Source organism: Lysinibacillus sp. NPDC097279, assembly GCF_044761745.1.
Lineage (GTDB): Bacteria > Bacillota > Bacilli > Bacillales_A > Planococcaceae > Lysinibacillus.
Genome location: NZ_JBIWDA010000003.1, coordinates 141,327 through 166,741, shown reverse-complemented (window position 1 = coordinate 166,741; position 25,415 = coordinate 141,327). Strand labels below are relative to the sequence as shown.

The following is a 25,415-nucleotide window of genomic DNA, read 5'->3' as shown; positions in this document are numbered from 1 at the left end:
TTCCTAAGGATATAATCCCTTACGGAGCAGCTCTTTTTTATCGCTTTTTATCATATAAAGTCAATAGCATTTATTTTCTGTAAGTCTTTTGCAACTTTAACTTGCTCGACCGTACAGCCCGAAACACAAATTGCATTAATACTTCTGCAAACACTAGGCCCATAACAATGGCGCCTGTAATTAAAAACGCCTTCAGCCCATACTGTAAGCCTTGTAAATAATCGTCTTCGACTACATTTCGCATTGCATTGTAAGCCATCCCCCCTGGTACAAGAGGAATTATTCCCGCAACAATAAAGATAATCATTGGCATTTTAAAACGTCGGGCATATAAGTGCGCAACAATCGCAATGACAAATGAGCTAAAAAACGAAGCGTCTACAACATCCATTCCGTGCTCTGTTAATAAATAATAAATCATCCAGCCAATGACGCCTACAAAACCACAATGAAACAAGGTTTTTCTAGGAACATTAAAAATAATCGCAATGCCGGCTGTTGAAAAAAAGCTCACGATTAATTGTACGAATATATCCATTTTTTCCGCCTCCTAAAACGATAGGATGACGGCAATTGCAGAGCCGATAGCAAAAGCCGTTAAAAACGCCTCTGCTCCTTTTGCCATCCCTGACATAAAATGACCCGCCATTAAATCCCTTACCGCATTGGTAATTAAAATACCTGGCACTAGTGGCATAACAGAGCTAATGATAATTTTATCAATTTCTGTACCGTAGTGAAATTTCACCGCAAAAAAAGCAATAGTACCAATAATTAACGAAGCTGTGAACTCAGAGAAAAACTTCACTTTTGTTAAATGGTTCATTAAAATAAGAGTAAGAAACCCTAACCCTCCTGCTATAAATGCCGCAGGGAAATCAGACCATCCACCCTTAAACATAATTAGAAAACAGCCACTCGCAAGTGCTGCTGCAAATACTTGTATATACATTGGCAAAAAATAATTTGTTTTTTGTATCGTCTTTAGCTCGTCATAAGCGTCTTCTAATGATATTATGTGAGATGTGAGTCTACGAGATACTGAATTTACCATGGATATTTTTTGTAAATCAGTAACCCTACTGGAAATCGAAGTGATTCTCGTCGGCTGTGTCTTGCCTAACGAAAAAATGATCCCTGTAGGTGTAGCATAACATTGCGCATCTAGCATATTTTGAGATTGTGCCATACGTAACATCGTATCTTCTACACGATATGTTTCTGCACCACTTTCAATCATAATTCGCCCTGCAAGTAACAAGCAGTCAATAGTAAATTCATTATCCACTTCATGTGATAGCATTCCAGTTATCTACCTCCTTCAAAAGGTTCCTTGCATATAGTAACGAACTGCAAATAAAAACTCAACCAAAAATCTTCGATATTATCAATTATATTTTGGAATAATTGTATCTGTCGCTAAATGATACAATGCCTTCACTTCAAAATCCATTTATTAATCGAATTTAATTGAGCTTTAACCTGTAAAATCAGTTTGCAAGATGGACTATTTATAAGTTATTTGCATGGTGGTTATAAAAAACTGTTACATATTCAATTTTTTATTATATTTCTATTTAATTGTAAAAAATATTTGTAGATTTCTATAACTTTTCCTATGACTCGTACGTCTGATTTTATAGAAGAATAATTATAGAAAGGAGCGGGCCCCCATTGATAGAGGAACGCAGAAAAAGACGCCGCCCAATAATTGATTTATTGTTAATTGGGCTCATTGTTACATTAATATCCATCATCCTTGTTATTATACTATCTAAGGATGAATTTAAATTCCAAAAAATCAGTGCCTCGAAAGACACAAATAGTGAATCTAATTTATCCACAGAAAACTCTGCGTTTCCTGGCATACGTATTGTATCTGACGTTTCTAAAGACAAACGTTCACCTTTTGCCGTTCACTATCCACAAACAGAAAATAAAGTTTTTAACGAGACCGTACTACAATATATTACGGAGGCTAAAGACAACTATCTGTCATCTATGAAAAAAAATAAAGATAAAAAGGCGCAAGGTGAACTTACTATAAATTTAGAGACCTTCCCATATCACGAGCATTACTATTCATTTGTCTTGACGAAAATGCTGTATTTAGGCGGAGCAAATCATGTCGTTTCAACAAAAACATTTTTCTATAATAACGAGACAGGTGAGCAAATTAATATACAAACGTTATTACAAAACGATAACAATAACTTATCAACTTTAGCGGCCTATGTTCGCAAAGACTTACAACAAAATCTTCAGTTAAAAGAAATGCTAAATGAAGAAGAGCTACTTAAAGTAACGGAGCCAAAATGGGAAAACTTTAATCGCTTTGCCATTGTCGATGATTCGATACACTTTTACTTTGACGAGTATGAAATCGCAAGTGGATCAGCAGGTGCACCTATAGTGAAACTTTCCCTTTCACTTATCAATCCATTGTTAGCATCTGAATTCCAAATTGCTATGGAGACAATGGAACCGACAAACCCTCCTGTACCCCCAGGAGATCCAAACGTTAAACGTATTGCGTTAACATTTGACGACGGTCCACATCCAAAAGTAACCGAACAAATTTTAAATACGCTCGATAAATACCATGCTAAAGCTACATTCTTTATGCTTGGCAGTCGTGTGAAGCATTATCCTGATATCGCTAGGGATGTTCTCGCACGTGGACATGAAGTTGGCAATCATACATGGAACCATCCTGTATTGACAAAAATGCCGTTAGAACAAGTATTAAAAGAATATACATCTACCGCTAATGAAATTGAATTAGCAATTAATCAGGGCGCAACCGTTTTTAGACCACCATATGGAGCGACTAATGATGAAATTAACGAAAAAATACCAGTTCCTGTAGTACTTTGGAGCATTGATACATTAGACTGGAAACATCGTAACTCACAATTATTATTGACGTACATTAAAAGTAATTTGCACAATAACTCCATCGTTTTAATGCATGATATTCATCAATCGACAGCAGATGGACTGGATGCTGTACTCGCGTATTTACAAGGTGAAGGCTATGAATTTGTGACAGTGTCTGAAATCCTCCCTTATCGTCAATAGCAAGAATAGAAAAAGTGTTAGATTGATTTGGTCAATCTAACACTTTTTGCTATGTCATTCACGTTGATGTCCGCTACGACGGTGCTTTCTGCACGACACCGTATGCCATGCCTTCGCTTTTATTTAATCGTTAACGCATCTAACGGTTTGAAATCTTTTAGTGAGTAACTCTTTACTTCATTGCGTGCAATTGTATACAAAGTGTCCTCGACGTAAACTACACGTTGGACGTTCTGCTCCCAATTTTCATATGGCTCACCAGCGGTTTTATGAATAATATTCCCTTTTAGTGCAATGCCCTTCTCCGCTGTTATTTCATAAATTTGTGCACCTTGGCCTTGGTAAACGACTTCATCGCCCTTCCCTTCCTCATAAAGCACAACAGGGAAGCCGAAATAGTTAAGTTCTTTATTGCGGAATAATGCTTTAGGGTTGTATTGTACGTCTGAATAAGAGCCTTTCCCTCCGATTTTTACAGTAGATTGCTCTTTTGGATTTTTAAAATCTGTTACATCGAATAACGACATTTTCATATTAGTCGTTACCGTGAAATTACGCTTCGTATAAGAATCAAAGCGTTCCTCTGTATCATAACCAATCCCAATTAAGTGTGTATCATCTAACGGATGTAAATAGTTGCTAAACCCTGGAATTTTTAATTCACCTAGCACTGTTGGCTTTTTCGGATTGGCTACATCGATAACAAAAAGTGGATCTACTTGTTTAAATGTTACGACATAAGCTTTCTCTCCCATAAAGCGTGCTGAATACACTTTTTCTCCTGGTGCCAAATCCTTTACTGCACCAATTTCCTTTAAGCTTTTATCTAAAATAAACAGATGATTTCGGGAAATATTTTTCTCATCCCACATATTTCCTTCTGTCGTTACGATGCGGAAATTCCCCTCGTACTCATCCATTGAATATTGATTTAACACAGAACCTTTAACTTCACTTGTACCAACAAAGCTCAAGGCTGTTCCATCTAAGTCCCATTTAAACACCTGTGTATTACTTGATAAAGGCATCCAGATTCTATCCATAATACCGCCAAGTGGCACTGGTTGATTGCCATCATAAATTGGTGTAGTTAAATATAGTGCATCTTCTGACATATAAAGTCCACTGCTACCGCCTAAATATCCTTTTGTGTTAGCAGTAGTTTTGGCCCCATTTTTTAAATCGATTGCCGTAATTAAACTATATGTGCCATCCATTGTATTTGGTAAAATCGAAATCTTATCAAGTGATAAACTTTTGTATTCCTTACTTTCAACACTATCATACATTATTGGCTTTAAATCATGTGTTCCTTCTTCTTGAAGAATCCAATAATTCGGATGCATATTACCGATTAAATACAGCGTATCATTTGTAATACGCATATCCTGTAAATAGCCCTCCTGAGCGACTTCACGTATGAATTTTGGATTTTTCGGATTAGTAATATCATAAAAAATTGCCGTCGACATGCTTGTGCCTGATTTTTCAATATAGTCTTCTCCGATAGCAATTAATACATTATCGTATAATGCTAGCTTCACAATATATTGAGATTCCTTTTGTTTAATTGTCGTTGCTAGCTTCAAGCTTTTAGGATTATTTGCATCCACAACCGTTATACTTTGGTCTTTTACAGCGTAAATAAAGCCATCTTTTACAACGACTATATCGCCCTCTTCGACACCTTCAACTTGGTTGTTTGTCGTAGAAGAATCATTAGCTGAAGATGCGCTATCTTTACTACTTGAAGTACTCTCTTCAAGGATGCCCATTTCTGGCGCCTTACTACCATTTGCAATTATGGCTTCAAAATATTGCTGTAGTTCTTTTTCAGTTTTTACTGCCTCTAGTTTTTCAATAACGGTAAATGCAATATCATGAGATGTTGTTTTAAGCGTACTATAAGCGAATGCTGCTTTATCTACATGTAATCGATAACTGCCTGGAGAAAGTTTACTAACGATCAGTGATTTTTTATCTTCTCCCAACGTAATTGTTGCTGTTACCGTTTGCCCCGCTTCATCGGTAACGTAGACAAATTCATCCGTAATATTTGTTGATTTTAATGCTTGTGTAAAGGATGCTGTCCAACTTTGCGTTGACATAATTGTACTCGTTGCTTTCGCATGCGCTTCTGGGGAAACGATAAATGTGAAGACCCCTGGCAAAACAGCTAAAACGACGATAATCAATATGGCTAGCCATTTACCTCTCATTATTTTCCACTCCTTCATATACTTGTTTTATAATTAGACTACTAAAGTGTTATAAAGTTACATTTAAAGAAAAAATTTTATAAAAAAATAAAAGCGATACATTGAAACAAAACTTCGAGGAGCATGTCGGTAAATAAAAATAATCCATTTTGATAAAAATATTATCAAAATGGATTATTTATTAATGGTTGCTAATAAGGACTGTCCTTCCTTCTCCTCTTATAAACCTTCACCAAAATCTAGCGTGCTACCTGTTTCTACTAAAGTTTTTGTATTACTTAAAATCATCCACCAAGCTATGTCACTGTTGTCATAGGAGGCATCGCCTTCTTTCCATTGGTCATGAATAAGCGTCAATTTTGTGCATGATCCAACAGGCTCTAAAAGATAAGAAATTCTTGATTCCAATGCTTTATTTTCCTTTACATAAGACTTTCCAGGATAGTGAGTAAAACGCAGTAACCGATTTGGTTCATATTCCAATACGTTGCCGTATACATGTATTGTTTTATCTCCATCTACACCTGGACCGACATATTCCAAAAGGTCACCAACTTGAAATGTAGAGTTAATGACAGAACCATAATAAATTTGTTTTGTACCTTCTGGAGAGATAAGTGCTTTCCAAACTTCCTCAGGTGTACCTGCAATAAAAAATTGATATTTTAAATCATTCATCATTTTTATACCTCCTAATAATTTTGTTTTGAACATTTACAGTATAAAAAAACTTCACTGACAACTACGGTCAGTGAAGTGAAGTATTTTGATAATGCTTGAATATCTCAAAGCTAATAGTTGCCAATTGTTCCTGTAATAAAGTTGGCTCCAAAATAGTAAGTGATTTACCATAAGGGAGAAGAAAGTAAGGTACAAAACTATGAATGGACTCTTTATCAACCTTAAAAAGAGCCTGATTATTTTTTCGTTCTATTAAAGCATGATTGAATAACCAATGCTGACATAAATCATCTAGCACATGTGCATTACCTTCGATACGGACTGAAACGAGTTTATCAAGCTGATTCGAATCAGGTAAAAGGTCTTTTAAAAAGTAAGAACGTGCGGAGAATCCAAAAGGCCGATCAAATTTTTGATCTGTTTTGGACAATGATTGAATACGATCCATTCTAAAACTCCTCACTTCTTTCCGCAAATGGCAATAAGCTACTGTGTACCATTTACTTTTCCAATATACAATACCATAAGGGTCGATATAACGAGATTGAGGTTCAATCTCTCTTTCTTTAAGATAAACGATATTTACACTATAACTGTCTGCAACAGCCATTTCTAAATCTTGAAGAATAGATTTCAAAGAAGGTGCAACAGTCGGATGTATAACTTCAAATCCTCTTAAATGATTATTTATATGATTCAGTTGTTCCTCGTTTGTATACATTTTCAATTTAGAAATGGCTTCATCTAAAGTTTCACTAAAAGGATACCCGGCATCTATTGCAAATTTTGCAGCGTGTACAAGCGCTTTCTGCTCATCCTGGTTAAAAAATAAAGGGGCCTTTGTAAATTCATTCAGTAAACTGTACCCACCGTTATGCCCTGCATCTGAAATGATTGGTACCCCACTTGCACATAGAGCATCAATATAACGGTATACTGTGCGGATACTGATTTCTAATTCTTCAGCTAGCTCCTTTGCAGTCAATTGTTTCCTTGTTTTAAGGAGCCATAAAATAGAAAGCATATTAACCATTTTTGACATATACAAAGATTCCTTTCTCCGAAATTCAAATCCACTTAATGCACTTATTCTGGAAGAACATTCTACTTTATTATAAATATCTTACTGTGGCATTTAAATAAAGGTTGGTAAAATATTCATTTTATAGAGTTCAGCTCAGACTGTAGATGGCTACTGCTGTTGATTCTATTACGAACTAGCAATTTCCACAGCAGTCTTCGTAAATTTTTTTCTTCCCATTTCATAAAATTGTGTGAGAATTGTGTGAGTGCCTGACACCTATAAAAAATGACAAAGGGCAACAAGAAAATTACTCTTGATGCCCTTTGTCGATATAATGTCTCTTATTTACTCATCAAATGGCCATTTAGGTAACATTTTGGCTAACGGCTTATCGTTTCGTCGGCCAAGTACATAATCTGCCTGCATTATCGTATGAATTTCTCGTGTACCTTCATAAATTACTGGCGCTTTAGAGTTACGAAGATAACGCGCAACTGGATAATCATCTGAGTAGCCGTACGCGCCATGAATTTGCAGCGCATCATCCGCTGCCTTGTTGGCAAAATCACAAGCTTGCCACTTTGCCAACGAAGTTTCTCTTGTATTGCGAATACCGTTATTTTTCAACTCTCCAACTCGATAAACAAGTAGTCGACTCATTTGATAGCCTGCTTCCATTTTAGCAATCATTTGACCGACAAGTTGATGCTCCCCGATTGGCTTGCCAAATGTCTCACGCTCATGACAATATTTCACACTTGCCTCAATACACGCTTGAATTAGGCCAACTGCACCCGCTGCTACTGTGAAACGACCATTATCCAGTGCGGACATGGCAATTTTAAAGCCTTCTCCCTCTTCACCTAAACGATTTTCTACTGGAATGCGCAAGTCCTCGAAAAAGAGTTCCCCTGTATTCCCTGCCCGAATGCCATACTTCCCTTTAATCGCCTTGGATGAAAAGCCATCCATTGAGCGTTCAACAATAAAGGCGCTAATACCATGATGCTTTTTCGATTTATCTGTATAGGCAAAGACGATAAAGTGGTCAGCTATATCACATAAGGAAATCCATGTTTTTTGGCCATTTAATACATAAAAATCACCATCGCGTACAGCCGTCGTAGTCATTGCCGCCACATCAGAACCTGCACCAGGCTCAGTCAGCCCAAATGCGCCAATACGTTCACCTCTCGCCTGTGGCACAAGGTATTGCTGTTTTTGTGCCTCAGTGCCCCATTGCATTAACGTCATACTATTTAAACCTATATGGACGGATACAGCCGTTCGAAAAGCTGTATCCCCTCGTTCTAGTTCCTCACAAACGATAGCAAGTGCATTATAATCCATGCCACTGCCACCATACTTTTCAGGTACACATACACCCATAAATCCAAGCTCAGCAAGCCTTGACCAAATGGTTGCATCAAAACTCCCCTGTGCATCCCACTTTGCAATATGCGGCATTATTTCATCATCAACAAACTGGCGCACAGTTTTTCTTAGTATTTCCTGCTCTGTTGTAAACTCGAAATTCAAGGCCTTCACCTACCATTTCACAATCATTGCAGACTTATGAGAAGTTTCTTTAATGACAACACCACGTTTTGCCATTTCTTTAATATACGGCTCACCTGGTACAATCGTTTCTGGAGCAAATACACCACGTTCTGTAATAACTCCATCACCAATCATTTGTGCTACTACCGAAATTGTATTCGCTGTTGCACGAGCCATCGCTGTTTCATTAACCGTCATATCTTTACGTACGACCATTTCGTATTCATATGTGACTTGCTGTTGTGCCTTTTCACCTGCAACAATGACACGTAATAGCACCGCATCAGGCTTTGTTCCAAGTTCAAGTTTTTTCTTCAGCGCCTCTCTGACAACCGCTCTTACAGGCACTTCTTGATTTTCCAGCTCTACATTATTACTAGCATCTAAAAATCCTAAGTCTGCTAATAATTTAAATTTCTCTGCATGCCCCTTATAACGAATCGTTTTATATTCTAATGTGTGGACATTTGGGAATGTCTTATAAAGAGTGGAAATACCACCCGATGTATAAAATGCCTCAAGCACACCAAAACCATCGAAATAAATAGGTTCAATTCCTGATAAAGATGGAACTTCTTCAAGTTTACCCTTTTGAATCATTTTAGAAGGCTGAGTATAGTGGTCAAATACACCATCAAGAGAAAAGACGCGCGTATAATGCAAAGGTGGCTTTGGTTCTGTAGGTATACCACCTACATATAGTTTAATAGATTCGACTTCATCTAATTTTGTTGCCCCATAGCCTGCTAATATGTTTACCATACCTGGCGCTACACCTAAATCAGGTATGATTGTCACACCTTTTGCCTTGGCTTCTTCATGTAATGCCAAAATCTTTTCAGTTACACCACCGATATGTCCCCCTAAATCTACGGAATGCACACCTGCCTCTATTGCTGCCCTTGCTACACGTTCATTAAATGAATAGAACAATGCATTTACAACAACATTACCTTTTGCAATTACCGATGTTAATGACTCATCATTTTCCGCATGCAACTCCACTACTTCAACTTTATCTGTATTTAATGTATCTACAAACTGTTGAGCTACATTTACGTCGATATCCCCTAAAAAGACACGTTCAACACTGTTATTTTTTATTAAATCACGAGCTACTTCTTTCCCCATCAATCCTGCACCTAATACAACAACTTTCATCATGAACATCCCCTTTCATAGATCTGTTACTTTGTATCGATTTGTGCTCTTTGTAATTTGCCGCTGTAGTCAACGTAAATACTCTTCCATTCTGTGTAAACATCCAATGCTGCTACTCCAGAATCTCGATGTCCATTTCCTGTTCCTTTCGTTCCCCCGAATGGCAAATGGATTTCTGCACCTGTCGTACCTGCATTGATATAAACAATACCTGTATCTAAATCTCGTTGAGCGCGGAAAATCGTATTAACATTTTGTGAGAAAATAGAGCTTGATAAGCCAAATTTCACACCATTATTGACTTCAATTGCTTCATCTAAGTTTGCAACTTCAATAAGAGAGACGACAGGTCCAAAAATTTCTTCCTGCGCTATAATCATATGTGGCTTTACATTTGTAAACAGTGTCGGCTCATAGTAAAACCCTTTATCATAAGGAGCCTCATTTAAAATTTTGCCTCCTGTTAATAATGTGGCACCTTCCTGTTTACCAATTTGTACATAATGATTAATTTTTTCTAATGCCGCTCTATTAATTACTGGACCAATTTTTACACTTTCATCTAAACCGTCTCCAATAGTTAAAAACTGCATTGCTTCTAGTAGACGGTTTTCTAATTCTTCTCTTACATCTTTATGCACAATGACACGACTACATGCTGTACAACGTTGACCTGCTGTACCAAATGCACTCCATAATATCGCTTCAGTAGCAAGCTGTAAGTCTGCATCGTCCATGACAATTACAGCATTTTTCCCACCCATTTCGAGTGAAACTTTCTTTAAATGCTTTCCTCCAAGTTCCGCCACTTTACTTCCCGTTGTGGTAGAACCAGTGAACGAAATCACTTTAACATCAGGATGCTCAATTAATGCTGTACCAACAGTAGGCCCTGTACCAAAAATAATATTTGCTACCCCTTCTGGTAAGCCCACTTCCTCAAAAATCTTCCCCATTTCATATGCCATCATTGGTGTTTCATTAGATGGCTTCCAAATAAACGTATTGCCCGCCACAAGAGCAGGAAAAGACTTCCACGTAGCGATAGCAACAGGGAAGTTCCACGGTGTTATTAGACCTACTACACCGATGGGTGCGCGAACACTCATGGCGAATTTATTGGCAAGCTCAGACGGTGTTGTCTCCCCAAACAACCTTCGCCCTTCCCCTGCCATATAATAAGCCATATCGATCCCTTCCTGTACTTCTCCTCTTGCTTCTTCAATCACTTTACCCATTTCTTTTGTTAAAACGGTCGCCAAATATTCTTTCTTTTCCTTCATCCGTTGACCGATGGCATATAAATAATCTGCACGCTTTGGTGCTGGCACAAGTGCCCATTGTTTCTGCGCAGCCTTCGCTACATTTACCGCTTCCATCACTTCAGATGCAGTGGAAAGTGGTATTGACGCTAAGTGCTCTCCGTTTGCAGGATTTGTCACTGCTATACTTTGTAAATGCGAATGTGTAACCCATTTACCACCGATATAGTTTTTAATTTCCATTACAAACACCCCCTGATAAATCTATGATGCTTTGGCTTTCAACGTATCTTTTTCTTTCGCTACAGAAAATATCTGCGCTATTGCTTCCTTATGCGCACAGGAATACATTTATGCAGCTAAAAGTGTCAAAATTCCGAATTTTCATTTTAAAGAACCTTCTTGAGCATTAATCTCATCTTGAAGCAATGTTGGTGAAAAAATCGGTGACTTTTGCCAAAGGTTTTATCTTTGTCCAGCAATTATATATATAGTTAGTGCATACTTTCTTCACTATATAGAAACAACTGGCGGAAAGATAAATAATACACATTCTAGTGTTTTATATTCGACATTTTCTATCTTATTCCCTTTATTTCTAAAATTATTAATTACGCAATGAAACTATCCTGCCTAATAATCGTATACAATAACAATAAATGATATTGGAGGAATTACACTATGAATAACCATGAAATCGACTACAAAATATTTGGTGATGACATGCAATATGTGCAGGTGGAGCTTGATCCACAAGAAACGGTAGTTGCAGAAGCAGGTGCCTTAATGATGATGGATGATGCTATTCAGATGGAAACAATTTTTGGTGACGGCTCAAGAGGAAGTTCTCAAAGCGGTTTTATGGGGAAATTACTTGGAGCTGGTAAACGTCTTGTGACAGGCGAAAGCTTGTTTATGACAACATTTACGAACGCTGGTTCAGGAAAACGCCATGTTTATTTTGCATCACCATATCCTGGGAAAATTATCCCTATGGATTTAAGTCAATTAAAGGGAAAAATCATTTGTCAAAAGGATGCTTTTTTAGCTGCTGCTAAAGGCGTTTCAGTTGGTGTTGAATTCCAGAAAAAAATCGGCGTAGGTTTCTTCGGTGGTGAAGGCTTCATTATGCAAAAGCTTGAAGGTGACGGAATGGCTTTCGTACATGCAGGGGGCGCCATTCATCAAAAAACTTTACAGCCTGGCGAAGTATTGCGTGTTGATACAGGTTGTTTAGTAGCAATGACTTCTGATGTTGATTACAATATTGAAATGGTTGGCGGCGTGAAAACTGCACTATTTGGTGGTGAAGGAATCTTCTTCGCAACTTTACGCGGTCCTGGTACTGTTTGGGTCCAATCATTACCATTTAGCCGATTAGCAAGTCGTGTCTTTGCAGCTGCACCGATTTCACAAGGCGGTGGCGGACAATCTGCAGGTGAAGGTGGTATTGGTGGACTATTTGATATGTTCAATAAGTAGCAACTAGACATATCTAGTCACAAAAATGTTTCCTGTTATCTTCAGTACTTCTAACAGATTAAGACGAGCTAAACAAAGCTCGTACTCTTCTCTGTCGTTGCAGTTTTGTTGCATTTCACTTAGCATGGTTATTCAAAATATAGTTGATTTTAGGGTTGCTTGTTCTTTATATGAATCAAGCAACCCTTCTTTTAACTAAAATTGTTTAAAATTGTTTGCGTGCCTGGCACTTCACTTAGGCACTTCACTTATATTTCTTTCGTTTCTTCTCTTAACCAAGCACTTTCTTCTTCATTTAAATATGGAACTAGCTTTGTGTAAACCTCTTGGTGATAATTGTTTAACCATTGTTTTTCACTCTCTGTTAACATATCTTTATTAATCCCTGCCAAATCAATCGGGCAATATGTCACTGCTTCAAACTTCATAAATTGTCCGAATTCTGTTTTCTCGTCTTCAACTACTAACATCATATTTTCAATTCTAATTCCATATTTACCTTCAAGATAGATTCCAGGCTCATTCGTAACAATCATACCTTTTTCTAATGTCACATGATTCGTACTGCGAATGCTTTGTGGTCCTTCATGAACATTTAGGAAAAAACCTACCCCATGTCCTGTTCCACATTTATAATCCAAGCCATACTGCCAAATTGGTTGTCTTGCTAAAACATCTAAGTTAGCGCCTGTTGCTCCGTATAAATATTTTACTGAGCTTAATGCAATAAAGCCTTTTAACACCAAAGTATAATCTCTTTTTTGTTCCTCAGTTAGTTTTCCTAAAACAATCGTTCTTGTAATATCTGTTGTGCCATCATAATATTGTCCGCCTGAATCAATTAAAAATAGACCTTCATTATTAAGCGTATATTGCGATTCTTGGTTAGCTTTATAATGCATCATTGCTGCATGTTCTTTATAACCTGCAATCGTATCAAAGCTAGGCCCAACAAAACCTTCCTGTTCTCTTCTGAAATCTTCTAATTTTTGTTCTGCAGTAATCTCTGAAATTTCTTCCTGTTCCACAGAATCTTTTAGCCATTTCATAAATTTCACCATAGCTAAACCATCTTTTATTTCACACCATTTTAAATTTTTTATTTCCACATCATTTTTAATCGCTTTTAAATGCGTCGTAATGTTAGGACTTTCAAGTTTCTTTGTTTTTTCGTTAATGGCATTATATAATCCGATATTTGTTTTATTTGGATCTAAAAGCACGACATCTTCGGGCGAAAGGTATTTTAAGAATGTTTGTAAGTCATTATTTTCTTTCAACTCAATTCCTTCTGCCTCTAATTCCGATTTTACTATAGCGGGAACCTTGCACGAATCAATAAATAAATAACATTTATGTTGTGCTACAACTACATTCGCTATCGCCACTGGATTATTAGGTACATCGTTACCTCTTATATTCAAAAGCCAGGCAATATCATCAAGGGAAGTTAAAATATAATAATTTGCTCCTTTATTTTTCATTATGGCTCTTACTTCATTTATTTTTTCTACTCGTGACTGCCCCGCGTAGTTCACGTCATGAGTAAAAATCGCCCCTTTAGGAATCTCTGGTCTATTTTCCCACAGACTACCTATTAAATCTTGATCCATTTTTAACGCGATACCTTTACCTTTTAGATCTTCTTCCATCTTTTTAACTAAATCTATTGAAAATACATTTCCATCAAAGCCTACAATGCTTCCTTCATTTAGAACATCTGCTAGCCATTCTGAATAAAACGGTACCCCTGGATCTACCATTCTAAATAATCTTATTCCTGAATTTTCAAGCTGCTTTTCAGCTTGAATATAATATCTGCCATCTGTCCATAATCCAGCATCGTTTAATGTAATTACTACTGTCCCAGCAGACCCTGTGAAACCTGAAATCCATTCTCTACATTTCCAATAGTCAGCTATATATTCGCTCTGATGTGCATCAAAACTTGGAATTATATAAGCATCCATATGATTTTCTTGCATTAGCTTTCTTAACTTTTCAACTCTATCTCTAATAATCATTCCTAGTACCCCCATCATTTTTAATATTACATTTTTTATTTTCTCGATCATATAACCATAAGGCTAGTACTATACTAATTAAACCTGCTGTGAGCTTCGACACAATAAACGCGCCTAACATTTCTGGGGCTACTTCTGATACATATCCAAATTGGCCGCCAAATACAAACGCTCCACTTACCCCAAAAGCAGTACATACAACTTTCCCTTTAGAATTCATCTCCTTGAATGTGCCAAAAATTAATAAATTGCTAGCTAAATTACCGATAATACCTGCTACCGTTGCAGAATTAATGCCAAATTTCTTCCCTATTTTTTCAAACCTATTTTTAAAAAGAAGATTAATCGCTTCTAGCATAGGATATGCACCAGCTAAAATAAAGGCGATTTTCCCTACTATAACCATAGATTCAGATAGAGGTGCTAATTCTGAAACAAGCCTTACTCCAAATATTACCTCTATACCTTGTAAAAGTAATCCTACAGCACTTAAACTCATGATAAGCTTACCAAATAGATTAAATATTTTTATAAACATATGAGGTGCTTTTAATAATCCAACACCTAAAATAATTGCAAACACAAATATAGGTACCAAGTTCCACACTAATAGTTTAATATTTATATTTTGCCATAACCCTGCCGCAAGACACCCTATCGGTATAGTCATAATTCCAACCAAAACACCTTTAGAAAAGAATTTCTCATCTTCTTTTGCAAGCATTCCTAAAGCGACTGGAATGGAAAAACTAATCGTAGCTCCTAAAGTAGAAGCAATGATAATGCCTGAGAAGGCGCCCATCTCCTCAGTTATTGCTAGCTTCTCCGCCATTTGATAGCCCCCCATATCTACAGCAAAGAATGCTGAAGGTATGATTGAAGGATCTAAATGTAATACTTTACATATTGGAATAATCTTAGCGGATAAAAAATTACTTAATATAGGTGCTAAAGATAGTATTCCTATCATCCCGAGCCCTAGAGGCCCCATAGTTTTTATGCCTTCTTCAAATTTCCTACCTAGTTTTATATGATTCCCGGTCATATAATCGATACATCCGATTACAAAAAAGGAGCCAATTACAAGCAATACAAATTTATCCATTTCCATTTTCACTTTCTATTAACTTAAATTAAAGTCTTTATTTAGTAGAAGCGATCGTATTATGCCCATAGAAATTTGGCGTATTAACAGCTATAAGTTTCACCTTTTTATTAGTATAATTCGCCCAATTGTGGGCAATTTTCGAATCCATATGAATACTATCACCAGGATACACGTCATAGCTCTTACCATTTATGTAAACCGTTAAAATCCCCTCTAAAACATAAATGAACTCTTCACCCTCATGTTTATAGGATAATATTTCTTCATTTTTCTTTTGAGGTAGTATTTCGATAAGCCGTGGCACAAGTTGTTTGTTTTCCAAGTCTGTACTTAAACTATACTTAATAAAGCCGCCTTCTACCGCGTCTATTATTTCTTGTTCATAACTTCTTAAAACGATATCTTTTTTGTTATGTGGATAATCAAAAAAATGGGTTAAATGGACTTCCAAAATCGCAGCTAGTTTTTCTAGTGAATCGACTGCTATCGTAGTAAGCCCCCTTTCTAATTGAGACAAAAACCCAACAGAAAGTTCGCTTTTTTCACTTAACTCCTTTAAAGTAATTCCTTTTTCAGTCCTTAATTTCTTTATTTCTATTCCTATATTCACTACTCCACCTCCTATTTTTCATAATTGTGAATAATATAATATATTTAAGCGAAATATTCAATGTATTATGAAATAATTTCACATAAATGAAATTTTATAGTCATACGCTCAATTATCCGTATTCTTTTAGTACAAAAAAACGCATAATCCATTAGATTATGCGTCTACGTTATTCAATCTTGATCTTATTGTGCAAGGTTGTAGCATGCTGAGTATGAGCAAACAATAATTTTGTTAGTCAATTCTATTTGAAATTGGCTTGCCCTCTCCATATGCCATAAGTGCATTGACATTAAGCATTAACATAGCTGTTCTTGTCTTTAACGATGCACTACCGATATGCGGAAGCGCAACAACATTTGGTAAGGTTAAAAGTGGATGGTCCAATGCAACTGGTTCATGTTCAAAAACATCTAGCCCCGCAGCCCATAGCTTGCCATTTTTTAACGTGTCGTAAAGGGCATTTTCATCAATGATTCCTCCGCGAGAAGCATTAATCAATACTGCATCTTCCTGCATTAAGGCAAGTTCCTTCGCGCCTATTAACCCAACTGTATCGCTATTATAAGGGGTCATTATAACAACAAAATCAGATTTTGTTAAAAGCTCCTCTAGAGTAGCATAACGAAAACCATACATTTCTTCTGCTTCATGGCGACGTCTACGGTTATGATATAAAACTTTCATATCGAAGCCCTTCGCACGTCTCGCAACAGCCTGACCGATACGTCCCATGCCGATAATGCCAATCGTTGAACCCGACACATCCTTACCAACTAACTGCATTGGGTACCAGCTTTTCCAATTACCATCACGTAAATAGCGCTCGCTTTCTGGTATTCTACGTGCTGTTGCTAGCAATAAGCCAAATACTAAATCAGCTGTCGTATTCGTTAAGACGCCTGGCGTATTTGTTGCCATAATGCCTCTTTTGCGCAATGCAAGTACATCAATATTATTAAAACCAACTGCTAGATTTGTCACTAGTTTTAAATTGGGGGCGTGTTTTAGTAATTCTTCGTCAACTTGGTCTGCAATCGTTACCCATAATACTTCACAATCTGCTACCGCTGCTAAAAGTTTGTCTCGCGGAATAACGATGTCTTCTTCCTCCCATTGTTCTATATCATAATACTCCTCTAAAGGCTCAACAAACTGAGCCGGAAATTTTCGTGTAATAAATAATTTCTTTTTCATATTCCAACACCCCTTTAAGTCAATTCCCCATTTTGCCTTTAGCGTAACACTAATAAGCTAACGTCACAAGCAAGCTTTTATATTCGATATTTGCACTTCCCACAATAATAAATGATCAGTTTTTACTTTATCTGAATCTATCCCTCATATCCGTAATTTTATCCTTCAATAATGAGATTTTATCCAATTTTTCATAATTCTTTACCCTCCATTCCAACGATTTTTCCATAAAAAAAACTATGCACTGCTTGTATGCATAGTTCACATTGAGAACAGCCGTAATCAAGAAGCACAACTTCTTGCAACTTGCCGTTTTCACCCTTTTTATGGTTGATAAATTCAGAAAGTGTCTATCGAAAACTTTTGAAGTACTCTCTATTGAAATTTACTTAAAAATCTTTAATCGTCGTATCAAGACGACTTGCAACACGCTCTAATTCCTCCGAAGATTCACCAATGGATTCAATTACAGTAGCCAACTCAGCTATTTGACTACCGACATTTTGAAAGTTTACGATAGAGCCCTCAACTGAGCCAGATATCGCATCGAATGCCTTTAATGAGTTCAAATTTTGCTCAATACTATTATTTACGAGCTCTTGTATTTCTTGGATCGCCTGAACAACATGTTTCGTAATCCCGCTAGACATACCGATTAAATCTGCAATTTGTTCCACTGATTCTTTCGTTTGATCTGCGAGCTTACGTACCTCATCGGCTACAACTGCAAAACCTTTTCCATGTTCTCCAGCCCGTGCAGCTTCAATTGCTGAATTCAATGCTAATAAATTTGTTTGTCCAGAAATGCTTTTCACCATCTCGATTACTTTATTAATTTTTGAAGAAGAATGGTTTAACTCCTCCACCATGATCGCCATCTCAGCAGTCTTATCATTAATTTTTCCAGTTTGCTCGTTTAATAAGACAATTTTTGAATAACCTTCGGATGAAACCTTTTGCATCGTCTTCGCTTCATCAAGACTTTCCTTTAAGTAAGTATTTACTTGCTTCGTACTAGAAATAAGCTCCATTACTGATTCATTCGTATCATGAGACTGGGCTTCTAACTGTGTTGAAATTCCACCAACAATATCTTTCACATGTGAACGAATACTATTTCGTTGCTCCTCAACAATAAAATTAGAGTAGTTGTTATACTCCTCCAAAACAATTTGTTGTTCAAAATTACACATTTTGCTAATTGCATCACAGTACTTTTCTTCTTCATCATTTGATAAATGCAAATTATAGACGATTTTCCGTAAAGATTTTTCTAAGTTTTGAAATGCAGCTAAATACCATTTCGGATATAAATTTATCTTTACATGCATTTTCCCTACACTGCGACGCTTTTCTAAAAAGTTGTCATCGATTCGTCCCTCAAACATTTCAATAATATGATGGCGCAGCGTTTGGCGAAGGCGCTCACTCGAACTGTGCTTTTGAATAACTTCTCGTAAAGTTGGTACACTTTCTACAGCTTTATAAAATGTTTCAACCACTTCCACAACATTTTGCTCCACATATGGCTTTAAACTTTTTATTAACTGTAAATCTTGTATTGTTAAATTGACGAGTTGTAGCTGTAGCAAACGTTCCTTATCTTGAATAGATACACCTGTATTTGACACATCATTCATTACAATTGTATTTTGTTTAGGTCTATTCCTAAATTGAAACATTTCTCCACCCCATAAAATAATATATTGTGCCATTCTATTTTCGTATGCAATCTATCTTATAATTAATTATAAAGTGTATTTATTAATAGATACAATAGTTCAGTAAAAATTATCTATTTCACTACCTATTGACACTCATTATCACTAGTTTAATAATCTCTTTTACCTAAAAAATAGAAAAATGTTGCTAAAAATTAGTGAATGATGCTATTTTTATAATCACTAACTGAAGGAATAGTGCTACGTTCACAAAAAAAGCCACTCATTATTGTGACAAATGAGTGACTTTTTACATTTACATGAAAATAATAATACTTAGTATAGCAGCTAATACTAAACGATAAATCGCAAATGGCATCAGTTTTACTTTTGAAATAAGAGCTAAGAAAAACTTAATGGATAGTAATGCAAATACAAAAGAGCTAATAAAACCAACTACATAGAACCCTAAATAATCCATCGAAAGGGTATCCCAGTTTTTCAATACTGAAACAAGACTTGCACCCGCCATTATCGGAACAGCCATAATAAATGTAAAATCAGCAGCTACTCGGTGACTAATCCCGAAAAGGACACCACCTGAAATCGTTGCACCCGAACGAGAAAATCCTGGCCATAATGATAAACACTGTACTAAACCTACTTTAAACGCCATGCCATAAGAAATATCATCTAATGATTCGACTTTAGGCTTTCTTGGTGCAAATTTATCAGCAACAATCATTAAAATTGCCCCTGCTACTAATGCATAAATAACATGCTCTACTTTAAATAAATGGTCATCAATAAAATCTTTGAACGCAAAACCTAATACAACTGCTGGTAGCATACCGACAATGACATGCATTAAGTTAAAGCGACCTTTCATTGATCTTGATTGTCCACTAATATTGTATAGACCCACGAGGCTTAGCATACGCTTCCACATGACCACTACAACCGCTAAAATCGAGCCTAACTGAACAACAATCTTAAAAGTATTCGCTGGATACTTTCCTAAAAACTCCTCTGTCTTTAACCACATATCATCTACAATAATCATATGACCTGTAGAAGATACTGGTGCAAACTCTGTCATCCCTTCGACAAAGCCTAAAATAAGTGCCTTCAATAATTCTAATATATCCACATTGTCACCTTACCTTTTAACTTTATTCTTCTTTTGTGCTTTGTGCGGAAAATGAAGCTACTACAATAGACGCCAATTGTGAGGTAATTACGTAGGCTCCCTAGTACCTCATACTTATAATAGCCTCAGTTGGAAACAGTCAGCCTTTATTGGATACTACACATGTTGAATAAAGCTGCTGTATACTTCTTTCACAATCCGAATACCTTTCCTTATGTCAAAAACATAAATACTTGGCGATAACCGTTTTTTGAACGCACCAACTTATTATAAGCTACTCTTTTTTCATATACTACCTCTTTTACTGAAAAGTAATATCAACTACCCATAGCTCAGAACGACTACCTATACGCATTGGTGGTCCCCAAAATCCAAAGCCTGATGAAACAAGTGTATGCATTTGTCCCTTCATCTTATAACCATGATCCAGTTCAAAAACACGTGCCGTAATATATTGATTTGGCCATAGTTGTCCTTTATGCGTATGACCAGACATATGGAAATCTACCCCTGCTTGCGCTGGTGTTACTAAATCATCTGGTGTATGATTCATCACAAACCAAGGCAATTGATCGTTCAATTTTAAAGCATCGAGTGGTTGCCTTTCTTTATTCGTAATATCTTCTTGGCCTGTTACTATAAACGCATTCTCAACACGAATTGTTTCATCTCGTAAAATTTCCACACCAGCGTTTTTCATTTCTTCTACAAATTCAGGAATTTTCTTTCCATAATATTCGTGATTACCAAGCACACCATATATACCATAAGTCGCCTTAAGCTGTTTCATTACGTCAGCCATTCCATCCTGCACAAACCATTTTGGGTCATCATCAACAATGTCTCCTGCTAAAAAAACAATATCAGGCTTCACTTCATTTGATAAATTTACAAAACGTTGTAAATGCTTTTTATTTGATAACACACCTAAATGAAAATCAGAAGCCATAACAACTCGCAACGACGATAACTCGCTATCTTTTTTATCCATTGTAATCTCCAAATTACGTACAATCGGAGAATATGCCAGATATGTACCAACAGCCCCGAGTACAAAAAATATAACGATAGCCAAACTTCCTATCATGCGAATATTGTTGAATGGCGTTAACCACATAACAATTTGTACTGTTAAACAAAGCAACAAGCCATATTCGAAAATAAACATCCAATAGTTACCTATTACAGAAAATACTCGTAAAGACTCATGTAACCTTCCTATAACAACACTAAAGGAAATAATATAAAGTAATAGCCAATACACAATTGGATAGTAAAACCAATTCATCGCAACTAGCCATTGCTTAATGCCCCACCCCAAATAAAATGTTAAAGCACTATATATACCTATAAAAAGAACGCCCATGCTTATTTTTGCCATATAATGGTCCTCTACTTTCATATATTCATAGTGATTATAGCATTACAGCTAGAAATCGTATTTTTAAAAGCTCTTTTATTTTGAACAATATTTCAGTAACATTAAAGAGTAACTAGAAAATTCATGCAAAAACGAGCAAATAAAGGGGTGTTATCACAAATGGGGAAGTATAAATTTGAATCAACAGAACATAAGTTATTCCGCAAAACGTTCCGTAAGTTTTTAGCTGAAGAAGCTGAGGTACATTATAATCAGTGGGAAAAAGATCGCCTTATCCCGCTTGATTTTTGGCGTAAGCTTGGACAATTAGGTTATTTATGTCCACAAGTAGAAGAACAATATGGTGGCCTCGGGTTAGACTTTAGCTTCGGTGTCATTATTCAAGAAGAACTAGAACGGGTAGGTTCAAGTCTTATCGGTGTCGGCTTGCATAATGATATCGTTGTTCCATACATTGAGGCTTATGGATCAAACCAACAAAAATCACGCTGGCTACCTAAGTGTGTCACAGGTGAAACTATTACAGCAATTGCAATGACAGAACCAGGAACAGGTTCCGATTTAGCGAATATACAAACGAGCGCTCTTCGAGATGGCGATCATTATATTGTGAATGGTCAAAAGACCTTTATTACAAATGGCATTCATGCAAATTTAGTCGTCGTCGCGGTCAAAACGAACCCCCAGGCGGAGAAAAAACATCGCGGAATTAGCCTTCTCATTATTGAGGATGGGACATCTGGCTTTACAAAGGGACGTAAACTCGAAAAAGTAGGCATGCATGCCCAAGATACAGCCGAACTATTTTTTGAGGACTGTCGTGTTCCAGTAGAAAATTTATTAGGTGAGGAAGGAAAAGGCTTCACCTACATGATGGAAAAGCTTCAGCAGGAACGTCTAGCTGTAGCAATCGCAGCCCAATCGGCAGCTGAAGATATGCTTGCTTTAACAATTGATTATGTGAAATCACGTCAAGCTTTCGGAAAATCCATTAGTGACTTCCAAAATACACAATTTAAAATTGCCGAAATGGCAACAAAAGTGGAGCTTGGTAAAACGTTTTTAGAATCTTTAATCGAGGAACATATAGCTGGCAAAGATGTTGTGACAAAGGTTTCGATGGCAAAATATTGGATTACCGAAAATGCTCGAGAGATATCTACCCAGTGCATGCAATTGCACGGTGGCTACGGCTATATGGAGGAATATAAAATAGCACGACGTTATCGTGATATTCCTGTTATGTCTATCTACGCTGGCACAAACGAAGTGATGAAGATGATTATTGCAAAAAATGCAGGGCTTTAAAAGCAATATTGCTCCAGTGTATTGCGCCACTATTAATAAGTAGCAGTGATAAAATTTTAAAGAGTGACAAATGCGTTCCTTTGCAATTAATTCAAAATTAGAAGAGAGCACTAGTTGTTGGTAGCGGAGGCGGCGACTCCTGCGGGAACGCACAAAACGTAAGACGCAACAGACCGTGCGTTAGCGAGGGTTGCGGCTTACCGTGTGCCCGCGGAAAGCGCCCGCCGCAGCGGACAACAACGGCATAGCAAAAAAGTGTTAGATTGATTACAGTCAATCTAACACTTTTCCTCATTTGCCCAGCTATGATCTTTTACACTGCTGGTATTCGAACGATTACTTTAAATAAATCTCCATCCACGTCTATGCTCATACGAGCTCCGTGCAAATCTACGATTGATTGAGCAATCGCTAAGCCTAACCCTGAGCCCTCTGTATGACGTGAAGCATCTGCTCTCTTAAAGCGCTCAAATAATTCATCAGCATTTTCGCTTATTTCATATTTGGCAACATTTTTCACAGTGAATTCTGCATCCCCGTTAGCCGTTCTTTTTAACGTTACATAGACACGTGTACCTTCTAGGGCATATTTCAATACATTGACAATTAGATTATCAATTAATCTCCACCATTTTTGTCCATCAACATAAGCGTAAATAGGGTCGTTAGGCATCGACATGCGCAAATCTAAACGTGCCTTACATAAATCCTCTTCATGCTCCCCTACCGCCTGCTGAACGAGCTGTGTTATATCGACACGGCTTCGATGCAGCTCGATATTGCCACTCGCCATCTTAGATACTTCAAAGAGATCCTCAATTAGTACTTTTAAGCGGTCTGATTTTTTATCGAGAATTTGAATATATTGCTTACGCTCCTCTTCCGTAATATCTGGATTTTTCAGTAAATCCGTATACGTAATAATCGAAGTTAGAGGGGTGCGTAAATCATGGCTAACATTTGTAATTAACTCTGTTTTTAAACGTTCACTCTTTGCCTGCTCATGCATGGAAGTACGAACACCTTCACGTAAATGATTAAGATTTTCTGCATGGGCTGCAAGTGGCGATTTCCCCTTTACTTTCACATCACGATTTAGGCGCCCTTCTGCCATATCTTTTGTATCCTTCATAATGCGATTTAAATAGCCCATTTTAGAGAGGAAGACAATCATTGCTGGGATACCGACAATCGTACATACGCCAAATACGAGGAGTGGGAATCCGCCTGCCACCATAGTAGCAACAAGACTACCACCACCAAAAAAAGCAGCTGCGACTAAGACGATTGAATGTAACGCAATCGATCGATTTAAAAATAAATCAGTCATCGAATCTCCTATTCCCCATAAATAACTATCTTGTACATTTTCACTTAGCTTTTCCACTGTATTTACGCGATCATACAACCAAATAACTTGCACGAAAAACGCTACACTAATAACGATTAAAACTAATACTTTAAATACAAAGTCAATTAAAAATCGGACATAATTGTATTGATACGTATATTCAATTGCTTCGAATGCAATTTGTGAACAAAACCAATATAGGCAACCTGTTATAAATAACAATACAACTTGAATATCAATGCGAAGCTTGGCTAAAGACTCCTTCTCCTTCAAACCACCAATAACTGGTAGCAGTTCCTTGCGTCCTTTCCAGGCAAAGAAAGCCGCAATCAGACTTGTTAACCAAATAACAAAAAACATGTATTGATTCCGTTTAAATTGGTCATAACCATCCATCACTGATGCGTATTGGGCCGCTTTTTTAGAAATAGTAATTGTCCCAGTATATTCACTCGTTTCATTCAATACATCCGATTCAATGTAAACATCCGAACCATATAACAAATGACTTGAATTGTTACTGATACTTCCTGTTCTTAATGGACGGTGTATATATGTTGTTTTGTAGACATTACTGTCATTAATATCTCCTGATTCAAACGTTTCGCCAGTTTCAACATTCGTTAATTCATAAGAAAAATAATTATAGTTTTTCGCAAAATCCTTTGCTTCATCTTTTACAGCTTTTATATATTTATCAATGAGTGCGCCCTTTTGCGCTACAATTTTCTTACGAACATATTCATCATCTTCAAAGTTCTTCGTAATATCTGTTATTTTGGCATCTCGTTCATTTTCAAGCTTTGTTTTTAATTCGTTGGCATTATTATCAGCAGCTTCTTGAATTTTCTCTTCATATTGACTCTTTATATTATCAATTTGCGTGCCTAGTGAGCCATAATAATTGCGGTGTTCCTCAACTTCATTGTCCGAGACTGTAATCTTGCTCTTCAATTCCTCTGCTGTTGGTAAATTTAACACTAACGGTCCTAGCTCTGCTTGGAAATTATCCAGTTCATTTTGAAAATTTCCAGATTGAAAATACGATTTCCCTACATATTGATAGCCGATTTTAGAAAAAGTAAATATACCGAAAATAAACCATGTTAAACAAATAAGTGCAAGAAGAGGCTTCCAAATTTTCGTCATGTTTTC

The 25,415-nt window shown here is 36.7% G+C and carries 19 protein-coding genes; 3 read left to right on the top strand and 16 right to left on the bottom strand.

Annotated elements, in window-relative coordinates; all coding sequences use genetic code 11:
• Positions 1–70: 70 nt before the first annotated feature.
• Together ACIQ1H_RS14570 and ACIQ1H_RS14565 are read right to left on the bottom strand one after the other, a co-directional pair.
• Complete coding sequence (locus tag ACIQ1H_RS14570; RefSeq protein WP_402889695.1) at positions 71–538, bottom strand: threonine/serine exporter family protein; 468 nt, start codon at positions 536–538, stop codon at positions 71–73.
• A 12-nt stretch (positions 539–550) separates the two neighbouring features.
• On the bottom strand, positions 551–1,303 hold the full coding sequence (locus ACIQ1H_RS14565; RefSeq protein WP_173478738.1) for a threonine/serine exporter family protein: 753 nt from the start codon (positions 1,301–1,303) through the stop codon (positions 551–553).
• 371 nt (positions 1,304–1,674) lie between these two features.
• Here ACIQ1H_RS14565 and ACIQ1H_RS14560 point away from each other — a divergent pair, with 371 nt between their 5' ends.
• On the top strand, positions 1,675–3,081 hold the full coding sequence (locus ACIQ1H_RS14560; RefSeq protein ID WP_217270280.1) for a polysaccharide deacetylase family protein: 1,407 nt from the start codon (positions 1,675–1,677) through the stop codon (positions 3,079–3,081).
• Positions 3,082–3,200: 119 nt separating this feature from the next.
• On the opposite strand, the gene ACIQ1H_RS14555 is transcribed toward ACIQ1H_RS14560, so the two are convergent.
• The 6 genes from ACIQ1H_RS14555 to ACIQ1H_RS14530 form a co-directional block, all read right to left on the bottom strand.
• Complete coding sequence (locus ACIQ1H_RS14555) at positions 3,201–5,300, bottom strand: beta-propeller domain-containing protein (protein WP_402889692.1); 2,100 nt, start codon at positions 5,298–5,300, stop codon at positions 3,201–3,203.
• 219 nt (positions 5,301–5,519) lie between these two features.
• Entirely contained in the window at positions 5,520–5,978 is a 459-nt protein-coding gene (locus tag ACIQ1H_RS14550) for an SRPBCC domain-containing protein (protein ID WP_402890031.1), read from the bottom strand.
• A 70-nt stretch (positions 5,979–6,048) separates the two neighbouring features.
• A complete protein-coding gene (locus ACIQ1H_RS14545) occupies positions 6,049–7,023 on the bottom strand; it encodes a helix-turn-helix transcriptional regulator (protein WP_337980024.1) in 975 nt (324 codons plus the stop codon).
• Between the two features lie 327 nt (positions 7,024–7,350).
• Positions 7,351–8,544, bottom strand: a complete 1,194-nt coding sequence (locus ACIQ1H_RS14540; protein ID WP_402889690.1) for an acyl-CoA dehydrogenase family protein — start codon at positions 8,542–8,544, stop codon at positions 7,351–7,353.
• A gap of 9 nt (positions 8,545–8,553) precedes the next feature.
• Entirely contained in the window at positions 8,554–9,726 is a 1,173-nt protein-coding gene (locus tag ACIQ1H_RS14535; protein ID WP_402890029.1) for a saccharopine dehydrogenase family protein, read from the bottom strand.
• 26 nt (positions 9,727–9,752) lie between these two features.
• Entirely contained in the window at positions 9,753–11,231 is a 1,479-nt protein-coding gene (locus ACIQ1H_RS14530) for an aldehyde dehydrogenase family protein (RefSeq protein WP_402889689.1), read from the bottom strand.
• A 438-nt stretch (positions 11,232–11,669) separates the two neighbouring features.
• Here ACIQ1H_RS14530 and ACIQ1H_RS14525 point away from each other — a divergent pair, with 438 nt between their 5' ends.
• A complete protein-coding gene (locus ACIQ1H_RS14525) occupies positions 11,670–12,470 on the top strand; it encodes a TIGR00266 family protein (protein ID WP_173478742.1) in 801 nt (266 codons plus the stop codon).
• Between the two features lie 248 nt (positions 12,471–12,718).
• Here ACIQ1H_RS14525 and ACIQ1H_RS14520 read toward each other — a convergent pair whose 3' ends face one another.
• The 7 genes from ACIQ1H_RS14520 to ACIQ1H_RS14490 all read right to left on the bottom strand — a co-directional run bounded on the left by ACIQ1H_RS14520 (position 12,719) and on the right by ACIQ1H_RS14490 (position 21,601).
• On the bottom strand, positions 12,719–14,494 hold the full coding sequence (locus ACIQ1H_RS14520) for an aminopeptidase P family protein (RefSeq protein WP_402889687.1): 1,776 nt from the start codon (positions 14,492–14,494) through the stop codon (positions 12,719–12,721).
• Positions 14,484–15,599 carry an ethanolamine utilization protein EutH gene (gene eutH / locus ACIQ1H_RS14515; RefSeq protein WP_402889686.1) on the bottom strand — a complete coding sequence of 372 codons (1,116 nt, stop codon included), beginning with the start codon at positions 15,597–15,599 and terminating at the stop codon, positions 14,484–14,486. The genes ACIQ1H_RS14520 and eutH overlap by 11 nt, the downstream gene beginning before the upstream one ends.
• A gap of 37 nt (positions 15,600–15,636) precedes the next feature.
• Complete coding sequence (locus ACIQ1H_RS14510) at positions 15,637–16,212, bottom strand: helix-turn-helix domain-containing protein (protein ID WP_402889684.1); 576 nt, start codon at positions 16,210–16,212, stop codon at positions 15,637–15,639.
• Between the two features lie 234 nt (positions 16,213–16,446).
• The gene (locus tag ACIQ1H_RS14505) at positions 16,447–17,409 is read right to left on the bottom strand and encodes a 2-hydroxyacid dehydrogenase (RefSeq protein ID WP_402889682.1); all 963 of its coding nucleotides are present in this window, start codon (positions 17,407–17,409) and stop codon (positions 16,447–16,449) included.
• Between the two features lie 389 nt (positions 17,410–17,798).
• Positions 17,799–19,091: a protoglobin domain-containing protein gene (locus ACIQ1H_RS14500; RefSeq protein ID WP_402889680.1), complete on the bottom strand. Its 1,293-nt coding sequence runs from the start codon at positions 19,089–19,091 to the stop codon at positions 17,799–17,801.
• Positions 19,092–19,386: 295 nt separating this feature from the next.
• Positions 19,387–20,220, bottom strand: coding sequence for an undecaprenyl-diphosphate phosphatase (locus ACIQ1H_RS14495; protein ID WP_139860048.1), 834 nt, complete (start codon positions 20,218–20,220; stop codon positions 19,387–19,389).
• A 301-nt stretch (positions 20,221–20,521) separates the two neighbouring features.
• The gene (locus ACIQ1H_RS14490) at positions 20,522–21,601 is read right to left on the bottom strand and encodes a metallophosphoesterase (protein WP_402889678.1); all 1,080 of its coding nucleotides are present in this window, start codon (positions 21,599–21,601) and stop codon (positions 20,522–20,524) included.
• 159 nt (positions 21,602–21,760) lie between these two features.
• Here ACIQ1H_RS14490 and ACIQ1H_RS14485 point away from each other — a divergent pair, with 159 nt between their 5' ends.
• On the top strand, positions 21,761–22,909 hold the full coding sequence (locus ACIQ1H_RS14485; protein ID WP_402889677.1) for an acyl-CoA dehydrogenase family protein: 1,149 nt from the start codon (positions 21,761–21,763) through the stop codon (positions 22,907–22,909).
• 313 nt (positions 22,910–23,222) lie between these two features.
• Here ACIQ1H_RS14485 and ACIQ1H_RS14480 read toward each other — a convergent pair whose 3' ends face one another.
• Complete coding sequence (locus ACIQ1H_RS14480; protein WP_402889676.1) at positions 23,223–25,409, bottom strand: histidine kinase dimerization/phospho-acceptor domain-containing protein; 2,187 nt, start codon at positions 25,407–25,409, stop codon at positions 23,223–23,225.
• Positions 25,410–25,415: the final 6 nt, after the last annotated feature.